At 30.8% G+C, this 24,275-nt stretch carries 16 protein-coding genes; 9 read left to right on the forward strand and 7 right to left on the reverse strand.

The genetic code is table 11. From position 1 onward, the window contains the following. Positions 1-190 precede the first annotated feature (190 nt). From BM549_RS04350 to BM549_RS04365, 4 genes are read left to right on the forward strand one after another with little or no spacing between them, the layout of a single operon-like run. Entirely contained in the window at positions 191-2,149 is a 1,959-nt protein-coding gene (locus BM549_RS04350) for a PKD domain-containing protein (protein ID WP_290469145.1), read from the forward strand. 19 nt (positions 2,150-2,168) lie between these two features. After that, positions 2,169-4,772: a CHAT domain-containing protein gene (locus BM549_RS04355; protein ID WP_290469146.1), complete on the forward strand. Its 2,604-nt coding sequence runs from the start codon at positions 2,169-2,171 to the stop codon at positions 4,770-4,772. Next, the gene (locus tag BM549_RS04360; RefSeq protein ID WP_290469147.1) at positions 4,729-5,175 is read left to right on the forward strand and encodes a retropepsin-like aspartic protease; all 447 of its coding nucleotides are present in this window, start codon (positions 4,729-4,731) and stop codon (positions 5,173-5,175) included. Before BM549_RS04355 ends, BM549_RS04360 begins: the two co-directional genes overlap by 44 nt. A gap of 51 nt (positions 5,176-5,226) precedes the next feature. Next, entirely contained in the window at positions 5,227-5,859 is a 633-nt protein-coding gene (locus BM549_RS04365) for a response regulator transcription factor (protein ID WP_290469148.1), read from the forward strand. An 803-nt stretch (positions 5,860-6,662) separates the two neighbouring features. Here the strand turns inward: BM549_RS04365 and odhB are convergent. The 3 genes from odhB to BM549_RS04380 are packed head-to-tail and all read right to left on the reverse strand — an operon-like array spanning position 6,663 to position 11,119. Beyond that, positions 6,663-7,916, reverse strand: coding sequence for a 2-oxoglutarate dehydrogenase complex dihydrolipoyllysine-residue succinyltransferase (gene odhB / locus BM549_RS04370; RefSeq protein WP_290469149.1), 1,254 nt, complete (start codon positions 7,914-7,916; stop codon positions 6,663-6,665). A gap of 50 nt (positions 7,917-7,966) precedes the next feature. Further along, a complete protein-coding gene (locus BM549_RS04375) occupies positions 7,967-8,341 on the reverse strand; it encodes a DUF3887 domain-containing protein (protein WP_290469150.1) in 375 nt (124 codons plus the stop codon). Between the two features lie 21 nt (positions 8,342-8,362). Next, a complete protein-coding gene (locus BM549_RS04380; RefSeq protein WP_290469151.1) occupies positions 8,363-11,119 on the reverse strand; it encodes a 2-oxoglutarate dehydrogenase E1 component in 2,757 nt (918 codons plus the stop codon). Positions 11,120-11,233: 114 nt separating this feature from the next. On the opposite strand from BM549_RS04380, the gene BM549_RS04385 reads away from it, so the two are divergent. Beyond that, on the forward strand, positions 11,234-11,767 hold the full coding sequence (locus tag BM549_RS04385) for an alpha-ketoglutarate decarboxylase (RefSeq protein WP_290469152.1): 534 nt from the start codon (positions 11,234-11,236) through the stop codon (positions 11,765-11,767). A gap of 5 nt (positions 11,768-11,772) precedes the next feature. Here BM549_RS04385 and BM549_RS04390 read toward each other — a convergent pair whose 3' ends face one another. Further along, complete coding sequence (locus tag BM549_RS04390; RefSeq protein WP_290469153.1) at positions 11,773-12,126, reverse strand: hypothetical protein; 354 nt, start codon at positions 12,124-12,126, stop codon at positions 11,773-11,775. A gap of 41 nt (positions 12,127-12,167) precedes the next feature. Further along, on the reverse strand, positions 12,168-13,142 hold the full coding sequence (locus tag BM549_RS04395) for a polyprenyl synthetase family protein (protein ID WP_290469154.1): 975 nt from the start codon (positions 13,140-13,142) through the stop codon (positions 12,168-12,170). 125 nt (positions 13,143-13,267) lie between these two features. Here BM549_RS04395 and BM549_RS04400 point away from each other — a divergent pair, with 125 nt between their 5' ends. Genes BM549_RS04400 through BM549_RS04415 form a run of 4 tightly spaced genes read left to right on the forward strand, consistent with a single transcriptional unit; the run spans position 13,268 to position 19,899 of the window. After that, on the forward strand, positions 13,268-13,876 hold the full coding sequence (locus BM549_RS04400; RefSeq protein WP_290469155.1) for a TetR/AcrR family transcriptional regulator: 609 nt from the start codon (positions 13,268-13,270) through the stop codon (positions 13,874-13,876). Continuing rightward, positions 13,876-15,183, forward strand: a complete 1,308-nt coding sequence (locus tag BM549_RS04405; protein WP_290469156.1) for a TolC family protein — start codon at positions 13,876-13,878, stop codon at positions 15,181-15,183. Before BM549_RS04400 ends, BM549_RS04405 begins: the two co-directional genes overlap by 1 nt. A gap of 22 nt (positions 15,184-15,205) precedes the next feature. Beyond that, a complete protein-coding gene (locus BM549_RS04410) occupies positions 15,206-16,375 on the forward strand; it encodes an efflux RND transporter periplasmic adaptor subunit (RefSeq protein ID WP_290469157.1) in 1,170 nt (389 codons plus the stop codon). 11 nt (positions 16,376-16,386) lie between these two features. Next, on the forward strand, positions 16,387-19,899 hold the full coding sequence (locus tag BM549_RS04415) for an efflux RND transporter permease subunit (RefSeq protein ID WP_290469158.1): 3,513 nt from the start codon (positions 16,387-16,389) through the stop codon (positions 19,897-19,899). A gap of 79 nt (positions 19,900-19,978) precedes the next feature. On the opposite strand, the gene BM549_RS04420 is transcribed toward BM549_RS04415, so the two are convergent. Together BM549_RS04420 and BM549_RS04425 are read right to left on the reverse strand one after the other, a co-directional pair. Next, the gene (locus tag BM549_RS04420) at positions 19,979-21,307 is read right to left on the reverse strand and encodes a RagB/SusD family nutrient uptake outer membrane protein (protein ID WP_290469159.1); all 1,329 of its coding nucleotides are present in this window, start codon (positions 21,305-21,307) and stop codon (positions 19,979-19,981) included. Between the two features lie 13 nt (positions 21,308-21,320). Next, positions 21,321-24,254, reverse strand: coding sequence for a SusC/RagA family TonB-linked outer membrane protein (locus BM549_RS04425; protein ID WP_290469160.1), 2,934 nt, complete (start codon positions 24,252-24,254; stop codon positions 21,321-21,323). Positions 24,255-24,275 lie beyond the last annotated feature (21 nt).

Here is a 24,275-nt window from a genome sequence, read left to right on the forward strand (position 1 = left end):
TGTAGCACATTAAAACACACTATTATGAATACTACAAAAAACATAAATAAACAGGAAGAAATAAAGGAGCAAATAATCTATTTTGCAATTAGAGTTGCCGTATTACTAACATTATTAGCATCGCTTGCATAAGTTTAAGAGTTATAAAATTTCAGTTTTGTATATTTATTTATCTATAACCAACGCTATTATGAAAAATTTCTACCTAAATTATATATTCTTTTTTATAAGCGTTCTAGCTTTCAGTCAAGAAAAAACAACGCAAGATACTTTACAACGTATAGCAACAATACAATACGAAATTAAAAACGACAGCGTACAGTTTTCATCTAAAACACCACCTTTAAACCAAATAGCTGGAGCACCAAAAGCTTATTATAAACATTTTTGGGAATTTGGAGATGGCGATTATAGTAAAGAAGAAACACCTAGTAAACAATATAAAAAAAGTGGCGAATATGAAATTAAATATTGGGCAACAAATATTTACGACACAGGAAAACCACCAACCACAAGACCCAAAAAAATAAAAGTAAATCAAGATAACCCAACCGCAAAAGCATCTGCTTCTATGAGTGAGGATTTAGAACTAATTAGAAATCGAGAAGCAGTACCAAACCAAGAAATGGTTATTGTAATGCGCTATAAAAATTATAAAGATTATACTACAAACGGAACTTTACATCTGTTTTTTAATGAAACAAAATACAAAGCAGATAATTTTAAACTTATTGACACCAGACTTTATAATGCCGAAAAAATAATTAATAACGAAGATTATGTGTTTTCAAATAAAATAAATAACGAAAAAACCTTTTATGCTTCTACACAAAACAATATAAATTTACTTAAAACGAAGTATAACGATTCTACCGAAAAAGAAAACCTAGAACTAACGCTAACCGAAGCTAAAACTACGTATAAAAAATCCAGTACTATTGCGTTTAATAACATGGAACCAAACGAAGAACGCAACATATTTTATACCTTTAAAACCACACCCGAAATGCTAAAAGACACAAGTGCCATAATTTCGGTTAGAAGTATTTATATTCCAGACAACAATTATAAAACACACAAGGTAAAAGACATGGAAATGGAGATTGTTACTTCACACGATCCTAATAAAATGTCCACTAATGCAACCTTTTTAAATTACCGTTTAGTTCGTTTTAAAAGACCAAAATTTAAAATAAAATTTCAAAATAATGGCGAAGGTCCTGCAACTACAATTAAATTGGAAACCGATGTTCCCGATATGTTTGACAAAACAACAATTAAAGTAGAAGACACCTATCCCAAAGTTCCAATTTGCCCAAAAAACGAAGTACAGTACAGTTGTATCGACACAACTTACACCAAAACCCAAGCTATTTTTACATTTAAAAACATTTATTTACCTGGAAGCGAGCAAAAAAACGTAAAGGATTATGACTCTACTAAAGGCTTTGTAAAATACAGCCTAAAATTTGCTGATAATTTTCACAAGAAAAAAACAAAATCTAGAACAGCAATAATATTCGATAAAAACGAACCTATAATTACCAACTACTCCACTACTAGGTTTTTACCAGGCATATCAATTGGTGCAAAAGTCGGATATAATTTTTATAACGAATTAGAAAACTCTAAAGCATATTTTATTGGTGCTACATTATCCCCATTTAAATCTTACCGTTGGTACTGGCAAATAGAGCTATTAAACAGCTTTCATAGTTATACAGGAGAAACAACAATTACAGAAACACTTGGCGATTTTGGAGCAGCTGGAGAACAGTTTATTAGAAGAACCACAACTACAAATACATTTGATAATATAGATTGGGCAATACCAGTTTTAGTAAGATATAATATTAACAACTACATAGGTTTAGGTGCAGGATTACAAGGCACAATTTCATTATCTGAAAAAAAAGAAAGCAATATATTAATACAAGATTTTGAGAATACGCAACCACCACAATTTATATTTAACGAAGAGCAAAATATAGAAAGCTCCTCTACTGCTTTTACTAATTTTAGAACCGGACTTTTATTTGAAGCAACAGTTGGTGCAGCGAGAATAGGCCCAAGTGCAGGCGCACGATATGTATTAAATTTTAAAGAGAATTTTAATTACTTACAGCTTTATGCTATTTGGAAGTTTTAATTAAAAATGTATTCTATATATGAAAAACTTCTTAGTTGTTATTTGTTTCCTTTTTATTGTAAGTGGCTTTTCTCAAAATTTAGAAAACAATATTTACAATGCTACAGAGCTATTTAATAGTAAAAAAAATAACGAAGCTTTAAAAAATTTAAATGATGAAATTTCAATATTTGAAGCCAAACTTAGTACTGAAGATGAGTACATGGCATTTATATTTTTACTAGTTAATAAAGCCTATTATTTAAAAAGTAAAAGCCAAAACAGTGTTGCAATAACTACATACGAAAAAGCCTGGAAGCTCTACAAAAACAAAAATATAGCATCTTTTTTTGAGTATGATATTATAGAAAATTGTTTAAAACCTTTAGGTATTTTATACAATAAAGTTGGCGATTACACTAGTTGCGAAAACATAACAAAAAACTATATCGCATTAGCTAAAAAAACAAATAACACGACTCAGCAAATAGCAGGAACTATAAATTTATCTAGACTTTACCAAACAACCAATAGACACCAACAAGCAATAGATATTGCAACCTATGGTCTAAATATAAATGGTATTAGCAAACAACAAAAAAGTAATTTAAAAAGACTAATTTCAAGAAGCCAGATTAGATTAAATAAAAAAGTTACAAGAATAGACCGCATTATTTTTAACTCAGATTTTTTAGATAAACTAGAGGATAAAGAACTAGCATATGAGTTAGCAATGCAAAATCAAGATTACAAAGCTGCGCTAAAAGCCTTTAAAAGCATAAAGCACTTAAAAACAAGTAATTTATCTTCTGCAAGTGAATTGGCAAAACTATATTTAGAAGAGGCTCAAATTCATTATAAATTAAACAATTTTAACGCGGCAGAAAAAACCTTAAACTATGCATTAAAAACCTTATTAAAAAACTACAATCGATATTCAATACCTACAGAAACAGAACTTTACCCAGAAAATGCATTCATTGGAGTTTTCGATTTATTAGCGACATTAGAAAGTAATCCTAAAAAAGCATTAGACTATTATAAACTAAGTTTTTATGTAAGCGATTTATTAGCAAAAAACACAACAACACAAGATGGTAAACTTATTTTACTAAATGAAAAAAGAAGCCGAAGCGAGAAATGTTTAAACTTACTATATAAACTTCAAAATAAAAGCGAAGACACTTACTTTACTACAGAAGCTTTAAAAATTTCCGAACGTTATAAAGCATCTGTTTTAAATGATATTCTTGACAAAAAAGATTTATTAAAAAAACATCCTAAAGACTCTCTATTGTTAAAGCAACAATCGCTTTTACAAAAACAAGAACAACTTACTAATAGGTTAATTAAGTCGCCTTACAATTCAAACCCAAACCAAAAAAATAAAATTAGAGAACAACTCTCTTTTATAAATATTGATTTAAAAAAAGTAAATCAAGACATTGAAAACAAATTTACTACGCAAAACAAACCTTTAAATATCTCAAAATTAATTACAAAATTAGAGCAGGATAAAGCAAGTCTAGTAAACTTTTTTTATGGGAAAAAAGCAATTTATCAAATTATAATTTCTAATAAAGTAACGGTTTTTAACAAAATAGAGCTTAGTGAAAATAATACAAATCTCATTAAAGAATTTATTTCATATTTCGATAATTCTTCAGTTATAAATAACAATATACAAGCTTACACTAAAAAAGCACACGAGCTTTATACCTTGTTAAATTTAAACTCTGTTAGCAACCTAAATAACATATTAATAATTCCAGATGGCTTGTTAAATTTCATTCCGTTTGATGCTTTAATTACTAATAAAACCGAAAGTAAATCGTTTAACCAAATTCCTTTTTTTGTAAAGTCACACACTACAGTTTACAATGCTAACTGCGCGCTATACCTTAATAATAATCCTAATATTATAAAACCTAAAGTTTTGGGCGTATTTCCGGTTTACAAAAGCACCAAATTCGAACTTCTAAATTCTGTAACCGAAGCTAAAAAAATTCAAAACACAATTGAAACTAAAATTTTAATTAATGAAGAAGCTACAAAAAACGCCTTTATAAATAACGCAAATGCATTTTCAATTTTACATCTTTCAACGCATGGCACATCTGGAGATTTTTATACACCTGCTCAAATTTCTTTTATAGATACTGCATTTTCAACTAACGAATTGTACAAACTAAGTTTAACAGCCAATCTTGTTGTTTTAAGTGCTTGCGAAACTGGAGTTGGTATGTTGCACCGCGGTGAAGGTGCTATGAGTATTGCTCGTGGCTTTCAATATGCTGGTGTAGAGAATACAGTTTACTCTTTATGGCAAATTAGCGATTTATCTACATCGCAAATTATGGCTTCATTTTACAAAAATTTAAGTAAAACCAATGCTATAAATTACGCTAATAGGCAATCTAAAATAGATTACTTAAATAACAATAAAATTACAAATATTAAAAAATCTCCATTTTATTGGAGTGCTTTTAATTACTATGGCAGTTTTAATAGTGTTAAAAAAGATTATACATATATATGGAGTATAGTAGTTATCTCTATTGTAATTATAGTACTTTTACTATTCCTATTTAAAAAGAAAAATGGAAAACGCACTTTGGGAATTCTTACTAGAAAAAGGATATAAAAAAATAAAACTTAAGCTTACAAAAACCAATCACTTTGAAATTAAAGCTAAAGTTAATGGTGTAAAAGGATTGTTTATTTTAGATACTGGTGCATCTAGTAGCTGTATTGGTTTTAAAGACATTGAACGCTTTAAACTTGCCGCAAAAGACTCAGACATTAAGGCTGCTGGAGCTGGAGCTACAGATATGCTTACTCAAATTTCTAGTAAAAATACTATAATGATTGGTAGGTGGAAAAAAACTAAAGTGAATCTTGTATTGTTTGATTTAACACATGTAAACACCGCTTTAACAACTCATAATGCCAAACCTGTAAATGGAATAATTGGAGCAGATATATTAAAAAAAGGCAAGGCTATTATAGATTATAATAAGAAATACTTGTATTTAAAGCCAATTTAAAGTGTATTTTCTTACTTTTATATCACTACTTAAAATAAAAACTCCCTAAAAATGAAAACTACAATTGTCATTGCAGACGATCATCCATTGATGCTTAGAGGTTTGAGCGATTTTATTGCTTCAAAAGGATATGAGATTCTAGGAAAAGCAGAAGATGGCCGCGCTGCGTATGCATTAATTGTTAAGCACAAACCAGATATTGCTATTCTTGACATTAGAATGCCTTACATGACAGGTCTTGATGTTGCTGAAGCTTGTAAAAAATATAACTTAGACACCAAGGTTATCCTTATTACTTTTGATAATGAAGAAGAGCTTTTTGATAAAGCAAAAGAGTTTAATGTTTATGGCTATATTTTAAAAGAATTTGCAATTGAAGAAATTGAAAACTGTATAGAACATGTTAAAAAAGGGGAGGCTTATTTTAGTGAAGAAATAGCTTCATACTTAAACTCTAAATTAAAATATTCTAAATCTCATATTACAGACTTACTTACAAAAACTGAGCTTAAAGTAGTACAACTACTATCTCAAAATAAAACAAACCAAGAAATATCTGAAACACTACAAAGCTCAATTAGAACCATAGAAAAGCATAGAAGTAACATAACTAAAAAACTAAAACTTCAAAAATCTCACAATGCGCTAATGTTATGGGCTATTTTAAATAAAGACCTTTTATAATTTTATTAAAGTTTCTAACAGAATTTTACAAAACAAGCTTTTTATTATTGGTAATTATTATTCAAAACATTTTTGTTTTAATAATAACAACATAGAGATTTATAACAATAACAAGGCTTAAGCGCTATTTTTTATTTTTACAATAAGCTAAAAAGATACGTAGTTATACGTATTTTTTATTTCAATAATAGCACTTATCTTTATATTGCTATTAATCAATTTATGGAGAGAACCTATTAAGCTTTACATTGCTAACACCAATGTAAAGCTTCTCTTTTTTTAATACGTCTTCAAATTTAAAATTCTCACTTACCAAGAATCATTTTTTTTAAATAAATTTTGCGTTTTTATTAATATTAGCGTTTTTAATTAAATATTTAAAAGGCCTATTGTTTTATAAATTCATATTTAATTTAGTAAAAAAGTAGTGAAGGCAGGACCTACAAGAATAATTGAATATAAAAAGTACTTAAAAAAAATACGTAGTTCTACGTATTTTTTTTAAGATAGATACTACTTACCTTTATAATGCTATTAATTAGTTCTTAGGGAGAATTATTTAGAGAACTCTGCATTGTAATGGTGCAGAGTTTCTTTTACCAAAAAAAACCTACATATCATGATAGAAGAAACAGAAACTCAAAACAAAGCATTTATAATAGCTATAATTGTTTTTGCTATTATAATTATTTCAATAAACATTTTTGTAACCTTTTTTAGTTAGTGACCGTTTACAAATGTTTTTAAACGAAAAAAGCGCAACTTAATACGTTGCGCTTTTTTTGTTATATAAAGTTAATGATTTACAACTCTAATGCTCTTTTAATATCGTTATCCATTAAAAGTTCTGTTGGGTTTTCTAATGCTTCTTTTACTGCAACTAAGAATCCTACACTTTCTTTACCATCAATTATTCTATGGTCGTAAGATAATGCAACATACATTATAGGTCTAATTTCTACATGACCATCAATTGCAACTGGTCGCTCTACAATATTATGCATACCTAAAATACCACTTTGAGGTGGATTAATAATTGGAGTTGATAACATAGAGCCAAATACACCACCATTAGAAATTGTAAAAGTACCACCAGTCATTTCATCTACTGTAATTTTACCATCTCTAGCACGTAAAGCTAAACGTTTAACTTCTGCTTCAACACCTCTAAAAGATAGGTTTTCGGCATTTCTAATTACAGGAACCATTAATCCTTTTGGACCAGAAACGGCTATACTTACATCTACAAAATCGTAAGTTAGCATCTCTTTTCCATCAATCATAGAGTTAACTGCCGGATATAATTTTAATGCTCTAACTACTGCTAAAGTAAAGAAAGACATAAACCCTAAACTTACACCGTGCTTAGATTTAAATGTTTCTTTGTATTCTTTTCTTAAAGCAAATATTGGTGACATGTCTACTTCGTTAAAAGTAGTTAACATTGCTGTTGTATTTTTAGCTTCAACTAAACGCTCTGCTACTTTTCTACGTAACATAGACATTTTGCTTCTAGAAGAACCTCTGTTTCCTCCTGTTGGAGTTCCCATAGAAGGAGTTGCTTTTACAGCATCGTCTTTAGTAACACGACCATCTTTACCTGTTCCAGTTATAGATGATGCATCCATGTTTTTTTCTGCTAAAATTTTCTTTGCTGCTGGACTTGCTACTCCAGAAGCGTAAGTTTCTTTTGCAGGATTTGGTGCTTTTTCGTGATTTTCTTTATTTGACGCTGCTTTTTGATCTTTAGCTAAGTCTTGCTCAGCGTCTGCATTTCCGCCTTCATCGCCACCTTCGTAAGTTGAAGCTTCTGGAGCTTTTGCAGCTGTATCAATTAAACAAACTACTTGCCCAACTGCTACTGCATCACCTTCTTCGGCTTTTAATGTAATTGTTCCACTTGCTTCAGCTGGTAATTCTAATGTTGCTTTATCGCTATCTACCTCTGCTATTGCTTGGTCTTTTTCTACATAATCACCATCTTCTACTAACCATTCAGCTATTTCAACTTCTGTAATTGATTCACCTGGCGAAGGTACTTTCATTTCTAAAATCATCGTACTGTAATTTTTACTTAATGTCTTGTTATGACTGTTGTTGGGTTTGTTTATTTTTTTGATGGATACATTTGTAATCCACTAATTTTATTGTTTTCATCTAATAGAAAAAAAGCTTCTCCTGCTCCATTTTCAAAAGTCAAATTATAGTTATGACCTGTTCTAACAATAGATTTTAATTCTACAGCTTTAATTTTACCTAAAGCATTAGCATTTAAGTTAGTTTTAAAAAATGAAATTGTTTTTTCTAAAGTCAATGTCTTTTGAAAATTAGCGTTTAACATATTGTAAATCGCTTCATAATCATTTTCATTATAATTTTCTTGAAATTCTGTAACTACTTTTTTATAGTTTGCCTTTTCTGTTTGGGCAAAACCTATTGTAAAACTTAAAATTGCTACTATTAATACTATTGCTTTTTTCATAATATGTATGATTTATGCGAATTATCGCTGGTTATTTTTACTTTTATCAAATACGTAATCTATAACTTCTTGATGACGTTTTTTAGATCTTGTACTACTTCCTGCTGCTGGTGCTCCATAAGCTCTACGTGTAGCGGCTCTAAATGTTTTTGCTTCGTCTAAATGCATTAACATATGTGCATAAGCACCCATGTTTCTTGGTTCTTCTTGTGCCCAAACAATTTCATCTACGTTAGTATAGTTTTGTATTGTTTTTCTTATTTCTTCTACTGGTAATGGGAATAATTGTTCTATTCTTATAAATGCAATATCATCTCTACCTTGCTTATCGCGTTCTTCATCTAAGTCGTAATAAAATTTACCTGTTAACAGTACAAGTGTTTTTACTTTGCTTGCTTCCACAGCTGTATCATCTATTACTGTTTTAAAGCTTCCGTTTGCAAATTCTTCTACTGTAGAAACACATTTTGGATGACGCAATAAACTTTTTGGCGTAAAAACTATTAATGGTTTTCTAAAGTTAGATTTCATTTGTCTTCTTAACAAGTGAAACATATTCTCTGGTGTGGTACAATCTGCAACATACATATTATCTTTTGCACAAAGTTGTAGATAACGTTCCATTCTTGCTGATGAATGTTCTGCACCTTGACCTTCATAACCATGTGGTAATAACATTACCAAACCGTTTTGAGTTTTCCATTTATCTTCTCCTGCAGATATGTACTGGTCTAACATTATTTGTGCTCCATTACTAAAGTCTCCAAATTGTGCTTCCCAAATGGTTAGTGTTTTTGGGCTTGCCATTGCGTAACCATAATCGAAACCTACTACTCCATACTCTGATAATAGTGAGTTATAAATATAAAATTGACCTTGCGTATCGCTAATATTATTATGTAATATTATTTCTTCTTCGCTATCTTCAACTTTAACTACTGCGTGTCTATGAGAGAATGTTCCTCTTTCTACATCTTGACCAGAAATTCTAACATTGTAGCCTTCTTCTAAAAGTGTACCGTAAGCTAAATGCTCTGCCATAGCCCAATCTAGTTTATTTTCATCAAACATGGTTTGACGAGATTGTACTAGTCTTTCTATTTTACGTATAAACTTTTTATCTTCTGGTAGATTAGATATAACCTTAGTTATTTTTTCTAATTCTTTTTTAGACACTTTTGTGTCTACAGTTTTCATCATTTCTACTTCATCTACACGAGTAAAATCTTCCCATACAGATTCCATAAATGGCGTTATAACTGTTTTATCTTCTTTTCTTGAAGCATCTAATTTTTCTTCAAGACTGTCTTTATAATTTTTTTCTAATTGTTTAACATGATCTTTACCAATAACACCTTCTGCAATTAATTTTTCGGCATAAATATTTCTTGGGTTTGCATGCTTAGCTATTGCTTTATATAGTTTTGGTTGTGTAAAACGTGGCTCATCACCTTCGTTATGTCCATATTTTCTATACCCTAGCATATCTATAAATACGTCGCGCTTAAACTGCATTCTAAAATCTAATGCAAATAATGTGGCGTGTACAACTGCTTCTGCGTCGTCTGCGTTTACGTGAAGTACTGGCGATAGTGTTACTTTACCTACATCTGTACAGTATGTACTTGATCTGGCATCTAAATAATTTGTTGTAAATCCAACTTGGTTATTTACAACTATGTGTATAGTACCATTTGTTTTATATCCATCTAACTGTGCCATTTGCACAACTTCGTATACTAAACCTTGACCTGCAATTGCAGCATCACCATGTACTACTATTGGTAAAACTTTACTAAAATCGTTGCTAAAATCTTTGTCTTGTTTTGCTCTTACAATTCCTTCTACAACTGCACCAACAGTTTCTAAGTGTGATGGGTTTGGAGCGATACTTAGTTTTATATTTTTTCCAGAATCTGTACCTCTATGGCTAGTCCAGCCTAAGTGGTATTTTACATCACCATCAAAAACTTCTTCTTCATAATCTTTACCGTCAAATTCACTAAAAATATCTTTTGCACTTTTTCCAAAGATATTTGTTAATGTAGAAAGTCGACCTCTATGTGCCATTCCCATTACAAATTCTTCTACACCTAATTCTGCTGCTTTTTCAATTACAGCATCTAAAGCAGGAATTAATGCTTCTCCTCCTTCTAAAGAAAAACGTTTTTGGCCAACATATTTTGTATGTAAAAAGCTTTCAAAAGATACGGCTTCGTTAAGTTTTTTTAAGATATGCTTTTTCTGGTCTGAAGAAAATTTAGGTTGGTTATCGTTAATATTTAACTTATCCTGAATCCATTTAATCTCTTCTGGTTTTCTAATATACATATATTCAACACCAATAGAATCACAATAGATACGCTCTAGGTGTTTAATAATTTCTTCTAAAGTTTGAGAACCAATACCTAAAATTTCTCCAGCATTAAAAACTGTAGACAAGTCGTTTTTGGTTAAACCAAAATTCTCAATCTCTAAAGTTGGCGCGTATTTTCTACGCTCTCTAACAGGATTAGTTTTTGTAAATAAATGACCTCTATTGCGGTAACCATCTATTAATTTTACAACCTGAAATTCTTTTTGAACATGTTCTGGAATTTGTGTAGAAACACCTTCTACAAGTTCTCCATCCATGCCATAGTTTTCACTACCAAAATCGTAACCTTGAAAAAAGGCTCTCCAACTTGGTTCTATAGAATCTGGATTCTCTAAGTATTGTTCGTATAAATCAGCAAAATATGCTGTATGTGCTGCGTTTAAAAAGGAATATTTATCCATTATTAAGTATAAGACGTGTTCGCTTCAACAAATTTCATCAAAAATACAACTTTCTCTAAAATTAGCGATGCTTTTCTTATATTTATGTCAATCTTAACATCTAATTATTGTATTATGAAGTACACTACTGTTTTCGCATTAAAAATCTTTCTTTTTTTATTTTTAAGTTTCTTTTTTACGAATTTATCAATAGGACAAGCAAAAACTAACAAAAGTGATTTTTGGGAACATGTTCGTTTTGGTGGAGGAATTGGTTTAAGTACAGGAAATGATGTTTTTAGCGCCACTCTAGCTCCAAGTGCTATATACCAATTTAATGAAACTGTAGCTTTAGGTGTTGGTTTGAGCGGCACTTATTTTAGCAGAAAAAACCTTGTTAAGTCAACAATAATTGGTGGTAGTTTAATTGGTTTGGTAAACCCAATTAATGAAATACAACTATCGGCAGAGTTTGAACAAAACAATGTAAGCCGAAATTTTGAAGACCCAAATTTAATAGACGACAATTACTGGTCACCTGCTTTATTTTTTGGTGCTGGATACCGCACTAGAAATGTAACAATTGGCATTAGATACGATTTATTATATGATGACAACAGAAGTATTTATGCAAATGCTTGGGCGCCTTTTGTAAGGGTTTATTTTTAATTTAGTTAACTACTATATTCGTTTCTAAACCAAACTTTTTGCCATTCGCGTTTTAGTATTAAAAAGGAAACCTGCTCTGCTAAAACCAAAGTATCGTTACCATCTAATTTTTTTATGTCAGATTCTGCTACATCAATTATATATAACAAGTTTAAATACTCTGTAAATTTTTCCTGAATTAACTTGTAAACTATTTCATGAAGCATTAACTTTAAACTAGTAGGCAAAATATCTTCATTAAAATCCAAATCTATATTAGCATATAAAAAGTCTTTATTTAATTGTTTTACTAACTTTTTATATAAATCTAGTTGGTTTGCTTCGTTAATTAAAGCTTCAAATGTAGTTGGTAACCTCATAGCACTGTTAAATTCTTTTAGCTTTAAAAGAAATTGTAAAGTTATACTTTTCTAGTCATTAGTGTATTACCAAATTGTTTTAAAATGGTTTTCTTTTCTTTAGAGATATTTAGTACTTCTAAAACATCAAAAGCTTTTTTAGTGTAGTTTTCAATTTCCTTTTTTGTTGCTTCAGCAGAACCGCTTTTTATAAAAAACTCTTTTACTGTTTCAATTTTATCATAGTTATCCTCTAAGCTAACAGAAAATAATTGTTCTATTTGTTTTTTTTCTGAAGCTTCTAAAACAGCAATCGCTTTTAAATACAAGTATGTTTTTTTATTTTCTATAATATCTCCACCAACTTGTTTTCCAAAAGTTTCAGGATTCCCAAAAGCGTCTAAATAATCGTCTTGTAATTGAAATGCAATACCTAATAACCTACCAAACTCATAAATCCTGTTTTGATCCTCTGTAGATGCTTTAGCCACAATAGCTCCCATTTTCATAGCAGCACCAACCAAAACGGCTGTTTTATATTCTATCATTTTTAAATACTCGTTAATAGTAACATCGTCTCGAGTTTCAAAATCCACATCGTATTGTTGGCCTTCACAAACTTCTAAAGCTGTTTTACTAAATAACTTTGCCAAGGCTTGAAAGGTTTCTGGATCGTAATTTTCAAACAATTGATAAGCCATAATTAGCATAGCATCTCCAGATAAAATTGCAGTATTAACGTCCCATTTTTCATGTACAGTTTCTTCTCCTCTTCGTAATGGAGCATCATCCATAATATCATCATGAACTAAAGAAAAATTATGAAAAACTTCTATACTTAAAGCTGCATCTAGAGCTTTTTTATAATCATAATTAAAAACTTCTGCAGTCATTAAAGTTAAAACTGGACGTAAACGCTTACCTCCTAATTTTAAAATATAATTAATAGGCTCGTATAAATTTTTAGGCTCGTGAACTTTAGAAAATTTTTCTAAATATTCAATAAAAGCATTCTGGTAGTATAAAGTATTTTGCATCGCACAAAAATAATGTAAAAAGCTAAAATAAAGGCATGCAAATTTAACCCATTGTTAAGAAATCGTTAAAACCACGGAAACTTTAATTGTTTTTAAAGTTTCCGTGACTATATTTGCATAAAAATATGAAAGAAAAGATTATAAATAAATCAGCAGAACTCTTTTTAAACTTAGGTTTTAAAAGCGTTACTATGGATGATATTGCTAATGAATTGGCTATATCTAAAAAAACCATATACCAGCATTTTACTAATAAAACAAAACTTGTAGAGGAAACAACTTCTCAAATGTTTGAAAACATTTGTGCTGGTATAGACTGCATTTGTAATACATCACAAAATCCAATAGAAGAATTGTATGAGGTGAAAATGTTTGTAATGACATTTTTAAAAAACGAAAAAACGTCACCTCAATTTCAATTAAAAAAATATTACCCACAAATTTTCGAAAACTTACGCTTAAAACAATTTGAAAAAATGTATATCTCTGTAAAAGAGAGTATGCAAAAAGGTGTAGACACAGGATTATTTAGAAAAAATATTGATGTCGACTTTATATCTAGAATGTATTTTAACGGGATGTCTGGTATAAAGGATGAAAATATTTTTCCATCAAATATTTTTACAATGGAATATTTAATGGAAAGTTATCTAGAATATCACCTTAGAGCTATTTGTACAGATAAAGGACTTCAAACTCTAAATAAATTTATTAATAAAACCAATCTAAAATAATGAGAAAACTAATTATAGCATTTAGTTTAATATTAACTTCAATTGCTTACTCACAGCAAGAACCAACTAGGTTTTCTCTGCAAGAAGCAGTAAATTATGCTTTAAAAAATAACCGAAATGTAAAAAACGCAGCATTAGATATTGAAGCTGCCATAAAACAAAAATGGGAAACAACAGCAACTGGGTTACCACAACTTAGCGCTGTAGTAGATTACCAAAATGCTTTAAAAAGAAATGTATTTGTTTTTGGAGATCAAGTAATACAAGTAGGATCTAAACACACTTTAACCGGAACAGCAACTTTAAGCCAACTACTTTTTGATGGTTCATATTTAGTAGGACTACAATCTGCAAAAGTATATTTAGAAATATCTAAAAATGCTAAAACAAAAACAGATTTGGAAGTAAGAAAAGCAGTAATAAATGCTTATGGCAATGTACTATTAGCTGAAGAAAGCGTAGCTATTTTACAACGAAATATAGATGTTTTAGAAAAAAACCTAAACGACACTACCAAAATTTTTGAAAATGGTTTAGAAGAAGAAGAAAGCGTAGAGCAACTAAAAATAACACTTTCTAGTGTAAAAAGTAATTTAAATAATACAACTCGTTTAAAAGATTTAGCTTATCAAATGCTAAATTTAACTATAGGCAAACCTATAAATGATACCCTTATTTTAACCGAAAACCTAGATGATTTAACACTTAAAAACATAAGTTTAAATTTAATTGAAGCAGAAAACAACGTAGAAAACAACATTGATTTCAAAATTGCTGAAAACGATAAAAAATCTAAAGAACTTTTAGTTAAACTTGAAAAAAGCAAAGGCTTACCAAGTTTAAATGCCTTTTTAAATGGAGGTTATACAGGAAACAGAGAAACTTTTAGCTTTACAGATACAGATAAAAAATGGTTTGGCTCATCAATATTTGGAGTAAGCTTAAATATTCCAATATTTAGCTCAGGAATGAGAAATGCCGCAACACAACGCGCGCAAATAAACTTAGAAAAAGCAGAAATAAACCTTACCGAAACAGAACAAGTTTTAAGCTTAGAAATAGAAACTGCAAAAAGCAATTACCAATTTGCTATTGAAGATTACGAAAACAAAAAAGAGAATTTAGCATTAGCAGAAAGAATTGAGAATAAAAACCAAACTAAATTTTTTGAAGGTATAGGCTCTAGTTTCGAACTACGCCAAGCTCAAACACAATTATACACAGCACAACAAGAATTACTACAAACAATGCTTGATGTAATTACAAAAAAAGCAGAATTAGAAACTTTACTAAATACAACCAACTAATCAAATTCACAAAACAATAATCATGAAACATATATTAACACTTTCTTTTTTAGCTATTTTATTAGCCTCTTGTGGAGGAGACAAGAAAAACACAGTTGAAAAAGTAATAGAATCTAACAATTTAGAAAAAATTAGAGCTAAACGTGCAGAATTAGTTGCAGAACAAGACATCGTTCAATCTAAAATAAAACAATTAGATGTTAAAATTAAAAAATTAGACACAACACAAAACATACCTTTAATAACAACTTTTAAGGCAAAAGAAGAAATATTTAATCACGTTTTAGAACTTCAAGGTAATGTTACTACAAAAAAACTTTTAACAATTACACCAGAATTTAGCGGTATTTTAACCAATGTTTATGTTAAAGAAGGACAACGTGTAAATAAAGGACAAGTTTTAGCTAAAATAGACGATGGTGGCTTAAGCCAACAATTGGCACAACTTAAAATTCAATCTGCTTTAGCTAAAACCACTTTTGATCGTCAAAAAAGATTATGGGATCAAAAAATTGGAAGTGAAATACAATTTTTACAAGCAAAATCAGCATACGAATCTCAACAGGAAGCTATAAATCAACTTCAACAACAAATTAACAAAACAACAGTTAGAGCTCCTTTTAGCGGAACAATAGATGATGTTATTACAGAAAAAGGTAGTGTTGTGGCTGCAGGACAATCACCTTTAATGCAAATAGTAAATTTAAGCGATATGTATATTGAAACAGATGTACCAGAAAGCTACTTACCCTTTGTAACAAAAGGAAAAGATGTAACTGTAGAATTTCCTGTTTTAAACAAAACAATAAATACAAAAATTCGTCAAGCTGGCGATGTTATAAACGCAGCTAATCGCACTTTTAAAGTAGAAATAGGAGTGCCAAATAAAGACAAAAGCATCAAACCAAACCTTACTGCTAGACTAAAAATAAACGATTACACAAACGAGAAAGCGATATTAATACCACAAAGTATAATATCTGAAAATGCAGAAGGAGAGCAATATGTATATGTTGTAAAAAACAAAAAAGAAAATGACCAAGGCACAGTAAATAAAGTTATTATAAAAACAGGTAAAACTCAAGGTGACGTTATCGAAGTACTAGAAAATATTGAAAGCGGTGCAGAACTAATTAAAGAAGGTGCTCGTAGTGTAAAAGAAGGCCAAACTGTTAAAGTAATAAACTACTAAACCAATAAAATATGACTAAAAAGAAAAAACAAGTCGATAAAGAATTTGGTTTATCGTCATGGGCAATTAACAATAAAACTACAATGTATGTTTTAATTGCAGTAATTTTTTACTTAGGAATTTCTGCCTTTTTTAGCATGCCAAGAGAAAATTTTCCTGAAGTAAATGAAACTAAAATATACGTTAGTTCTATTTATCCTGGAAATACCGCTGAAGATATTGAAAAATTAATATCAGATCCATTAGAAGATAAATTAAAAACAGTAAGTAATGTTGTAGAAATCACCTCAACATCACAAGAAGATTACTCTATGCTTATTGTAGAGTTTGATGATGGTCTAACTGTAGATCAAGCAAAACAAAAGGTAAAAGATGAAATAGACACAGAAACTTCTAGTGAAGATTGGCCAACTTTTAATGGCGCAAAAGTAGAACCAGATGTTTTTGAGTTAAGCCTTTCTGAAGAAATGCCTATTCTTAACATAAACATTTCTGGAGATTACCCTATTCAAAAATTAAAAGAATATGCAGAATATCTTCAAGATGAGATAGAAAACCTACAAGAAATTAAAAAGGCCGATATTCGTGGTGCTCAAGAAAAAGAAGTTGAAGTTGCTGTAGACATTTATAAAATGATGGCAGCTCAAGTTAGCTTTAACGATATCATTGGTGCTATTAACAATGGTAACTTAACCATGTCTGCAGGAAATTTAAAAGCCAGTGGACAACGTCGTACCATTAGAGTACTTGGAGAAATAGAAAAACCATCAGATCTTGAGAATTTTGTTGTAAAAGCAGAAAACGGAAACTCAATATACCTTAAAGATTTAGCTACAGTTACTTTTAAAGAAGAAGATAAAACAACATTTGCTAGAGAGTATGGCGAGCCTGTTGTTATGCTAGACGTAAAAAAACGTGCTGGTAAAAACATGGTTGCTGCTGCAGAACAAATTCAAGTTATTGTTAAAAATGCTATTGCAAATACATTTCCTCCAGATTTAACTGTTACTATTACTAATGATCAATCTTCAAAAACCATTGGCCAAGTAGACGATTTAGTTAACAACATAATCTTTGGAGTTATTCTAGTTGTTACCGTTTTAATGTTCTTTTTAGGATTTAAAAACGCATTATTTGTAGGTTTTGCAATACCCATGTCTATGTTTATGTCTTTAATGATTTTAGAATTATTAGGGCAAAGTTTAAATACAATGGTATTGTTTGGTCTTATAATGGGACTTGGTATGCTAGTAGATAACGGTATTGTTGTTGTAGAAAACGTTTATCGTTTAATGGAGGACGAAGGCATGAATAGAGTTGAAGCGGCCAAAAAAGGAATTGGAGAAATTGCTTTTCCAATAATAATCTCTACAGCAACAACAGTTGCAGCTTTTATTCCTTTAGGCTTATGGCCAGGTATTATGGGTGAGTTTATGAAAATTTTACCTATAACTTTATCAGTTGTATTAGGTTCATCTTTATTTGTGGCTATCTTTTTTAACTCGGTATTAGTTTCAAAATACATGACAATAGAAGATAAAAATATGCCATTAAAGCAAATTATTAGAACATCAATTATCGTTGCTGTTTTTGGTATTCTTATTTTAATATTTGGTGGCGCATATAGAGGCTTGGGTACAGTAATGATTTTTACTGCAATTATGCTTTGGGCATACCGCTTATTTATTAGAAACTGGGCAAATAGCTTTCAAAATAAGGCGTTAGTTAAATTAGAAAACTGGTATGAACGTAAATTACGTACAGCTTTATCTGGATGGAGACCTTACGCTTTAAGCATAGGAACATTTTTGCTACTTATAGCTGCATTTGTTGCGTTTGGCATCTCATTAAGTGCTAAAAGAACAAAAGTTGAGTTTTTTCCAGATAATAAACCAAACCAAATAATTGTTTACATAGAATACCCAGAAGGTACTGCTATTGAGAAAACAAATGCCATAACCAAAGAAATTGAGGAACGTGTATTTAAAGTACTTAACCAAGACCAATACATGGATAATGGCTACAACTATTTAGTAGAAAGTACGGTTTCTCAAGTTGGTGAAGGCGCAGGAAACCCTCAAACCGATGGTGGCTCTGCTGCCGAAATGCCACATAAAGGTAAAATTACAGCCTCTATGCGTGAGTATAAATTTAGAAGAGGTGAAGATAGTGAACTCTTAAGACAAAAAGTTCAAGAAGCATTAGTTGGTATATATCCAGGTGTATTAATTTCTGTTGAAAAAGATGCTAATGGTCCACCTGCAGGATCTCCAATTAATATTGAAATTGAAGGCGAAGATTACAATGAGCTTATTGTTACAGCTGAAAAAATGCGTGAATTTATTAACACTAAAAATATTGCTGGTATAGACGAGCTAAAAATAGATGTTAATAAAGACAAGCCAACTATGAAAGTTACCATAGACAGAGAAAAAGCTGGAGAATTAGGTATAAGTGCAGCACAAGTTGGACAACAACTACGTAATTCAATTTTTGGTGCAAAAGCCGGAATTTACAAAGAAGATGGTGACGATTTTGATATTTATGTGCGCTTTAATGAAGAAAATAGATATAATAAAAGTGCTCTATTTAATCAAAACATAACTTTTAGAGACAATACAGGACAATTAAAAACCATTCCTATTTCTGCAGTAACAAAATTTGAAAACAATTCTGGTTTTAGCGCAATAAAACATAAGGACACAAGACGAGTTGTTACTGTTTATTCTGCTTTAGCTCCTGGCTATACAGATGCTGCAGCCATTGTAAGTCAAATTCAAAATGAAATGAAAAGCTACGAAGGCTTACCTAAAGGCATTAAAATTGATTATACAGGACAAATAGAGGAACAAAATAAACAAATGGCATTTTTAGTTGGTGCCTTTTTTACAGGACTTGGTTTAATCTTTTTTATATTAATATTCCAGTTTAACTCGGTCTCTAAACCTACTATTATCATGATTGCCATCTTCTTAAGTTTTATTGGTGTATTTGGTGGTATTGTAATTTCAGGTAGCTCATTTGTTATCATGATGACTATGGTTGGTATTATATCTCTTGCCGGAATTGTAGTAAACAATGGTGTTGTACTATTAGACTACGCACAACTACTTATAGATAGAAGAAAAGCAAAATTAGATTTAGATGAAGACGAGTACTTATCTGATGCAGATTTATTTGAAAGTATTGTAAATGCAGGAAAAGCGCGTTTAAGACCTGTTCTATTAACTGCAATTACTACTATTTTTGGATTAATACCATTAGCAATAGGTTTAAATATAAATTTCTTTACATTATTTGCAGACTTAGATGCAAACATTTACATGGGTGGAGACAATGTTGTTTTTTGGGGACCACTAGCCTGGACAGTAATTTACGGCTTACTTATAGCAACATTTTTAACTTTAATTATTGTACCAATATTATTTTTCTTGGTTACAAAATTTAAAATGTGGCTTCGTATTAAGTTTTCTTCAGAAACAAAAGAAGACATTGTTGCAACCGAAACTGTAATAGAATCATAAAAACGCAGTTGAATAATTTTAATAAAAAAAATCCGAAGCTAAAACTTCGGATTTTTTTTTATTAATTATTTAAGTTTAATTATTCATTTTCAGATAATGGAATTGGTAATGTATTATAAATAACATCTCCCGCTCTATCAATTGGAAGTGTATTAGATAATCCAAATCTTCTTAAATCAAACATTCTATGGTTTTCACACCATAAAGAGTAACGTCTTTGATTTAACAACTCTGTAGTAAGAGATGCATCATCTAAACCTCCAGTATAGTTAGGTAAACCAGCAGCATTTCTTATTACATTTAAAGCTGTTACTGCATCACCTGGACTACTATTAAGCATACTCGCTTCTGCATATAAGAGAATTAATTCTTCATTTCTTAAAATATCTATTGGAGATGTACTTGAAGCATATAAACGTGTTTCATAAGCACCTACTAAATCATCTTGAGAAGCAGTTGGATCTGGTCTAAGTGCAGCTTTATTAGCAACTCTTGTATCTCCTGGTTCTGCATCATTTATCCAACTATCATGAACAATAATTTGATCTCCATTATTTTGATTTTCAACTGTTGTAGATTGTAGTTTAAACAACCCGTTTAAAGCATCGTTTCCTCCTGTTGCAAATAGGTGTTTTGGACCATTGTTTAAATCTCCCATAAGGTCAAAATAAGAATCGCCTAACGCTGTAATGGCTGCGCCACCATCTCCAGCGTAAACTGCTGCCATAGCTGCTACTGCTCTATTATATTGAGCGAAACTAGAAGCATCATTAAAACCATTAAATCCTGCGCTTAAATTAAATAAAAATGTTGCTCCAGTTAAATCTGTATTAGCTTCATTTAACATAGTTCTAATTTCTGCTAAAGCTTCATCTTTTTCTAATACAGGACCTAAATTATTTTCGTCTGCGACATCTACTCTAGCTCTGTCATAAGATTTTACCATTTGTATTAACTCATAAGCTATCATAGTTTTTGCAAAACCAATGTATCCTCTTCTTTCCTCATCTGAAACAGCATTAGAGTTTGTAGCTGCATTAATTAATAAATTTGCATTCTTAATACAACGGTAACTACCATTCCATTGTGAAGTACTATAAAAAGAATTATTATCTAAACCAATTCCATTTTTACCTAACAAATCTCCTGTATTTCTTGGGTCTGCATCAAATAAATACAGTTCTCTTGCCATAGTTCCACTTGCTGTAGTTTCAATTGCTATACCGTTTCTAGCTGAAGCTTCTACACCAACAACTAATTCGTTTAATTGACCTATGGTAGCGTTAGATTCTACTCCATCTACACTTGGCCCATTAGGATCAACTTGCTCATCAAAAGTACATGATGCAAATAACATCATCACTGCAGCAATACCTATATAGGATATTTTATTATATATATTTTTCATATTTATTTTTTTATTAAAAGTTAACATTTAAGTGTAAGTAAAACTGTTTCGCACTTGGAAAAGGTGTTACTTCAATACCACTTGATAATCCTGCACCACCATTTACAGAAACTTCTGGATCATAACTACTATAATCTGTTACGGTAAATACATTTCTTCCTGAAACCCCTAATTTGATTCCTTCAATATTTCCACCTAAAAGCTTCTCTACTGTTTTACTTGGTAATCTATAGTAAAGTGCAACTTCTCTAAGTCTTAAATAACCTGCATCTTCAACAAAACGTAATGCATTTGTTGGAGAATCTAAACGGTCTTGACCTTCTGGAGTTTCTAAATCTGGACTTGTTTGACCTAAATCTGTTAAAAATCTTGATAAATTTAAGTTTTCACCGCCTTGTTTAAGTTGAAATAAAAATGAGAAATCAAATTGCTTAAATAAAGTTAAGTTGTTACTCCAAGACATTTGAAAATCTGGCTCTACATTACCAACTTGTTGTAATTCTCCATCAATATTTCCTACTAATTGTGTTACTGGCTGTCCTTCTTCTATATAAAAAGTACCTAATCCAGTACCAAATCCTGCTCCAGGTTGAGCGAATGCTGGTACATCCAGCCTAGTAATTTCTGAAGTGTTTTTGTAGAACTGTAGTCTTGAATTCCAAGTTGCATTTTCTCCTCTAAGTATGTCTCCAGAAAGCGCTAATTCAACACCTGTGTTTTTTAAATCTGCAAGGTTTGTTCTTTCTTGTGTAAACCCAGAAGAACCAGGAAGTGATCGTGTTAAAATTAAATCTTCAACTTGCTTATTATAGTACGTTGCCTCTAAATTAATACGATTATTTAATACACCTACATCAAAACCAATTTCAAATTCTTTTGCTGTTTCTGGCTTTATATTAGGATCTCCTTTTAAACCTGCTAATGTTTGACCAACTGGACCACCAATAGTTGTACTTGCATAACTAGTAAAAGTAGATCCAAACTGTGCAGGGTTTCCTGTTTCACCGTATGCTGTTCTAAACTTTAATTGGTTTATAGCATCTACATTCCAAAAATCCATATTAGCAATGTTAAGTGCTAAAGATGCTTTTGGGAAACCAAAAAATTCATTAGGATCTCCATTTCTTGTAGATTTATCTAAACGATACCCTAAAGTAGCAATTATTTGATCTTTATAATTACCTTCTACTTGTGCAAACATTCCAAAGTCTTTTTCTTCTGAACGTGTTTGAAAAACATTTTGTACTGCAGAATTATCTACACTGGTTTGATTTGCCAATAAACCTGCACCAGTTGTTAAAACATTATCTCGGTCTTGGTATAAGTACGTTACACCTGCTTGAGTTGTTAAACCTAAATCTCCATTAGCTAAAGCATCATTATTCCATACTGCTACTGCTTGAGAGTTAAATTGTGTAAAATCATTATTTCCTACAGCAATAAACCCAGGATTTTGAGGGTCTGGATGTGACTGGTGAGTTTCTGGCACATAAACATATGTTGAGTTAGATAAGTAATCTACACCACCACTTAAAACAAACTTTAATCTATTTTTTTCGGTATTAAGTATGTTTGTTTTTAAAGTCATACCTTGTATAAATCTATTATTTGAATCTTCATTTTTTGCGTTATCTCTAACAAAAATTGAATTACCACTATAATTTGGATTATTTGGGTAGTTACCATTTGCATCTGGATATAAATTAACCCAAGGACGCGTAAAAGCTAAAGCATAACCATAGCTTAATCCTCCTTCGTTTTCATTACCTGTAAAAGATCTACTAGAGTTACTTCTTACATAATTACTTGTTGAAGTAATACTAAAAGTATTTGAGATTTCATGATCAATATTACCACGAATAGAAAAACGATCGAATCCTGTATTAGCTATTATACCTTCTTCATCACGATAACCTGCACCAATAAAGAATTTTGTTTTTTCACTACCACCACTACCACTAATACGAGTGTCTGTAATTAATCCTGTATCGCCATAAATTTCATCTTCATAGTCGTATAAACTACCTCTACTAGCAATAACAGCTTCGTATTTATCTCTTTCATCTGGTCCAAAAGTATCTTCTACAGATTGTGCAGTCCAAGGACGCATACCTAATGGGTTTGCTATAGTATTAAATCCAGTATCCTGACTAAAATTAATTTTAGTTTTTCCAAGTTTACCTCGTTTAGTAGTTATAATAATAACTCCGGCATTACCACGTTGACCATAGATTGCTGCTGCAGATGATCCTTTTAAAATCTCCATATCTTCTATGTCGTTTGGATCTAAATCTGCTAATCTATTCGCACCATTTTCTTCATTTGCTGCATTTGCACCAGAAGCTAAACGCAATCCTGAAGGAATTTCAACATTATTGATATAGACTCCATCAACAATAATTAAAGGTTGATTATTACCATTAATAGAAGAGATACCACGCAATCTTACTGCAAAACCTCCACCTGGAGCTCCAGAAGACGATGTAATATTCACACCTGTTACTTTACCGTAAAGTGCTCCATCTACAGTTGTTTGACTTGTAGTACCAACTAATTCTTCAGAAGAAACTGATGATACTGCGTTTGCAAGATTAGAACGCTTAATACTCGTTCCTAAACCTGTAATAACAACCTCATCTAAAGAAGTTGTTGACTCTTGAAGTGTAATTGTTACAGATTCTGCTTGATTAAGCGTTTGCTCTACAGAAGTGTAACCTAATGAAGAAACTTCTAAAACTGCTGGAAACTCACTAATATCTAAGCTAAAATTTCCATCAAAATCTGTTGTAGTCCCATTGGTAGTTCCTTTTACAATAACGTTTGCACCTACTAAAGGCATGCTGGAAGCACCATCGATTACGGTTCCAGTAATGTTTTGCCCTAAGACTAAAAAAGGGAAGAACACTAATGAAAACACTAATGCTCTTAAAGACAATGTTTTACTCATAGTTTTTAGTTTATTTTGATT

It is taken from the genome of Lacinutrix sp. MedPE-SW, from assembly GCF_001874145.1.
Lineage (GTDB): Bacteria > Bacteroidota > Bacteroidia > Flavobacteriales > Flavobacteriaceae > Lacinutrix.

Excerpts from the sequence above, each read along its gene's own strand:
- BM549_RS04350 (WP_290469145.1), top strand. The coding sequence starts at position 191 with ATGAAAAATTTCTACCTAAATTATATATTCTTTTTTATAAGCGTTCTA.
- BM549_RS04355 (WP_290469146.1), top strand. The coding sequence starts at position 2,169 with ATGAAAAACTTCTTAGTTGTTATTTGTTTCCTTTTTATTGTAAGTGGC.
- BM549_RS04360 (WP_290469147.1), top strand. The coding sequence starts at position 4,729 with ATGGAAAACGCACTTTGGGAATTCTTACTAGAAAAAGGATATAAAAAA.
- BM549_RS04365 (WP_290469148.1), top strand. The coding sequence starts at position 5,227 with ATGAAAACTACAATTGTCATTGCAGACGATCATCCATTGATGCTTAGA.
- odhB (WP_290469149.1), bottom strand. The coding sequence starts at position 7,916 with ATGATTTTAGAAATGAAAGTACCTTCGCCAGGTGAATCAATTACAGAA.
- BM549_RS04375 (WP_290469150.1), bottom strand. The coding sequence starts at position 8,341 with ATGAAAAAAGCAATAGTATTAATAGTAGCAATTTTAAGTTTTACAATA.
- BM549_RS04380 (WP_290469151.1), bottom strand. The coding sequence starts at position 11,119 with ATGGATAAATATTCCTTTTTAAACGCAGCACATACAGCATATTTTGCT.
- BM549_RS04385 (WP_290469152.1), top strand. The coding sequence starts at position 11,234 with ATGAAGTACACTACTGTTTTCGCATTAAAAATCTTTCTTTTTTTATTT.
- BM549_RS04390 (WP_290469153.1), bottom strand. The coding sequence starts at position 12,126 with ATGAGGTTACCAACTACATTTGAAGCTTTAATTAACGAAGCAAACCAA.
- BM549_RS04395 (WP_290469154.1), bottom strand. The coding sequence starts at position 13,142 with ATGCAAAATACTTTATACTACCAGAATGCTTTTATTGAATATTTAGAA.
- BM549_RS04400 (WP_290469155.1), top strand. The coding sequence starts at position 13,268 with ATGAAAGAAAAGATTATAAATAAATCAGCAGAACTCTTTTTAAACTTA.
- BM549_RS04405 (WP_290469156.1), top strand. The coding sequence starts at position 13,876 with ATGAGAAAACTAATTATAGCATTTAGTTTAATATTAACTTCAATTGCT.
- BM549_RS04410 (WP_290469157.1), top strand. The coding sequence starts at position 15,206 with ATGAAACATATATTAACACTTTCTTTTTTAGCTATTTTATTAGCCTCT.
- BM549_RS04415 (WP_290469158.1), top strand. The coding sequence starts at position 16,387 with ATGACTAAAAAGAAAAAACAAGTCGATAAAGAATTTGGTTTATCGTCA.
- BM549_RS04420 (WP_290469159.1), bottom strand. The coding sequence starts at position 21,307 with ATGAAAAATATATATAATAAAATATCCTATATAGGTATTGCTGCAGTG.
- BM549_RS04425 (WP_290469160.1), bottom strand. The coding sequence starts at position 24,254 with ATGAGTAAAACATTGTCTTTAAGAGCATTAGTGTTTTCATTAGTGTTC.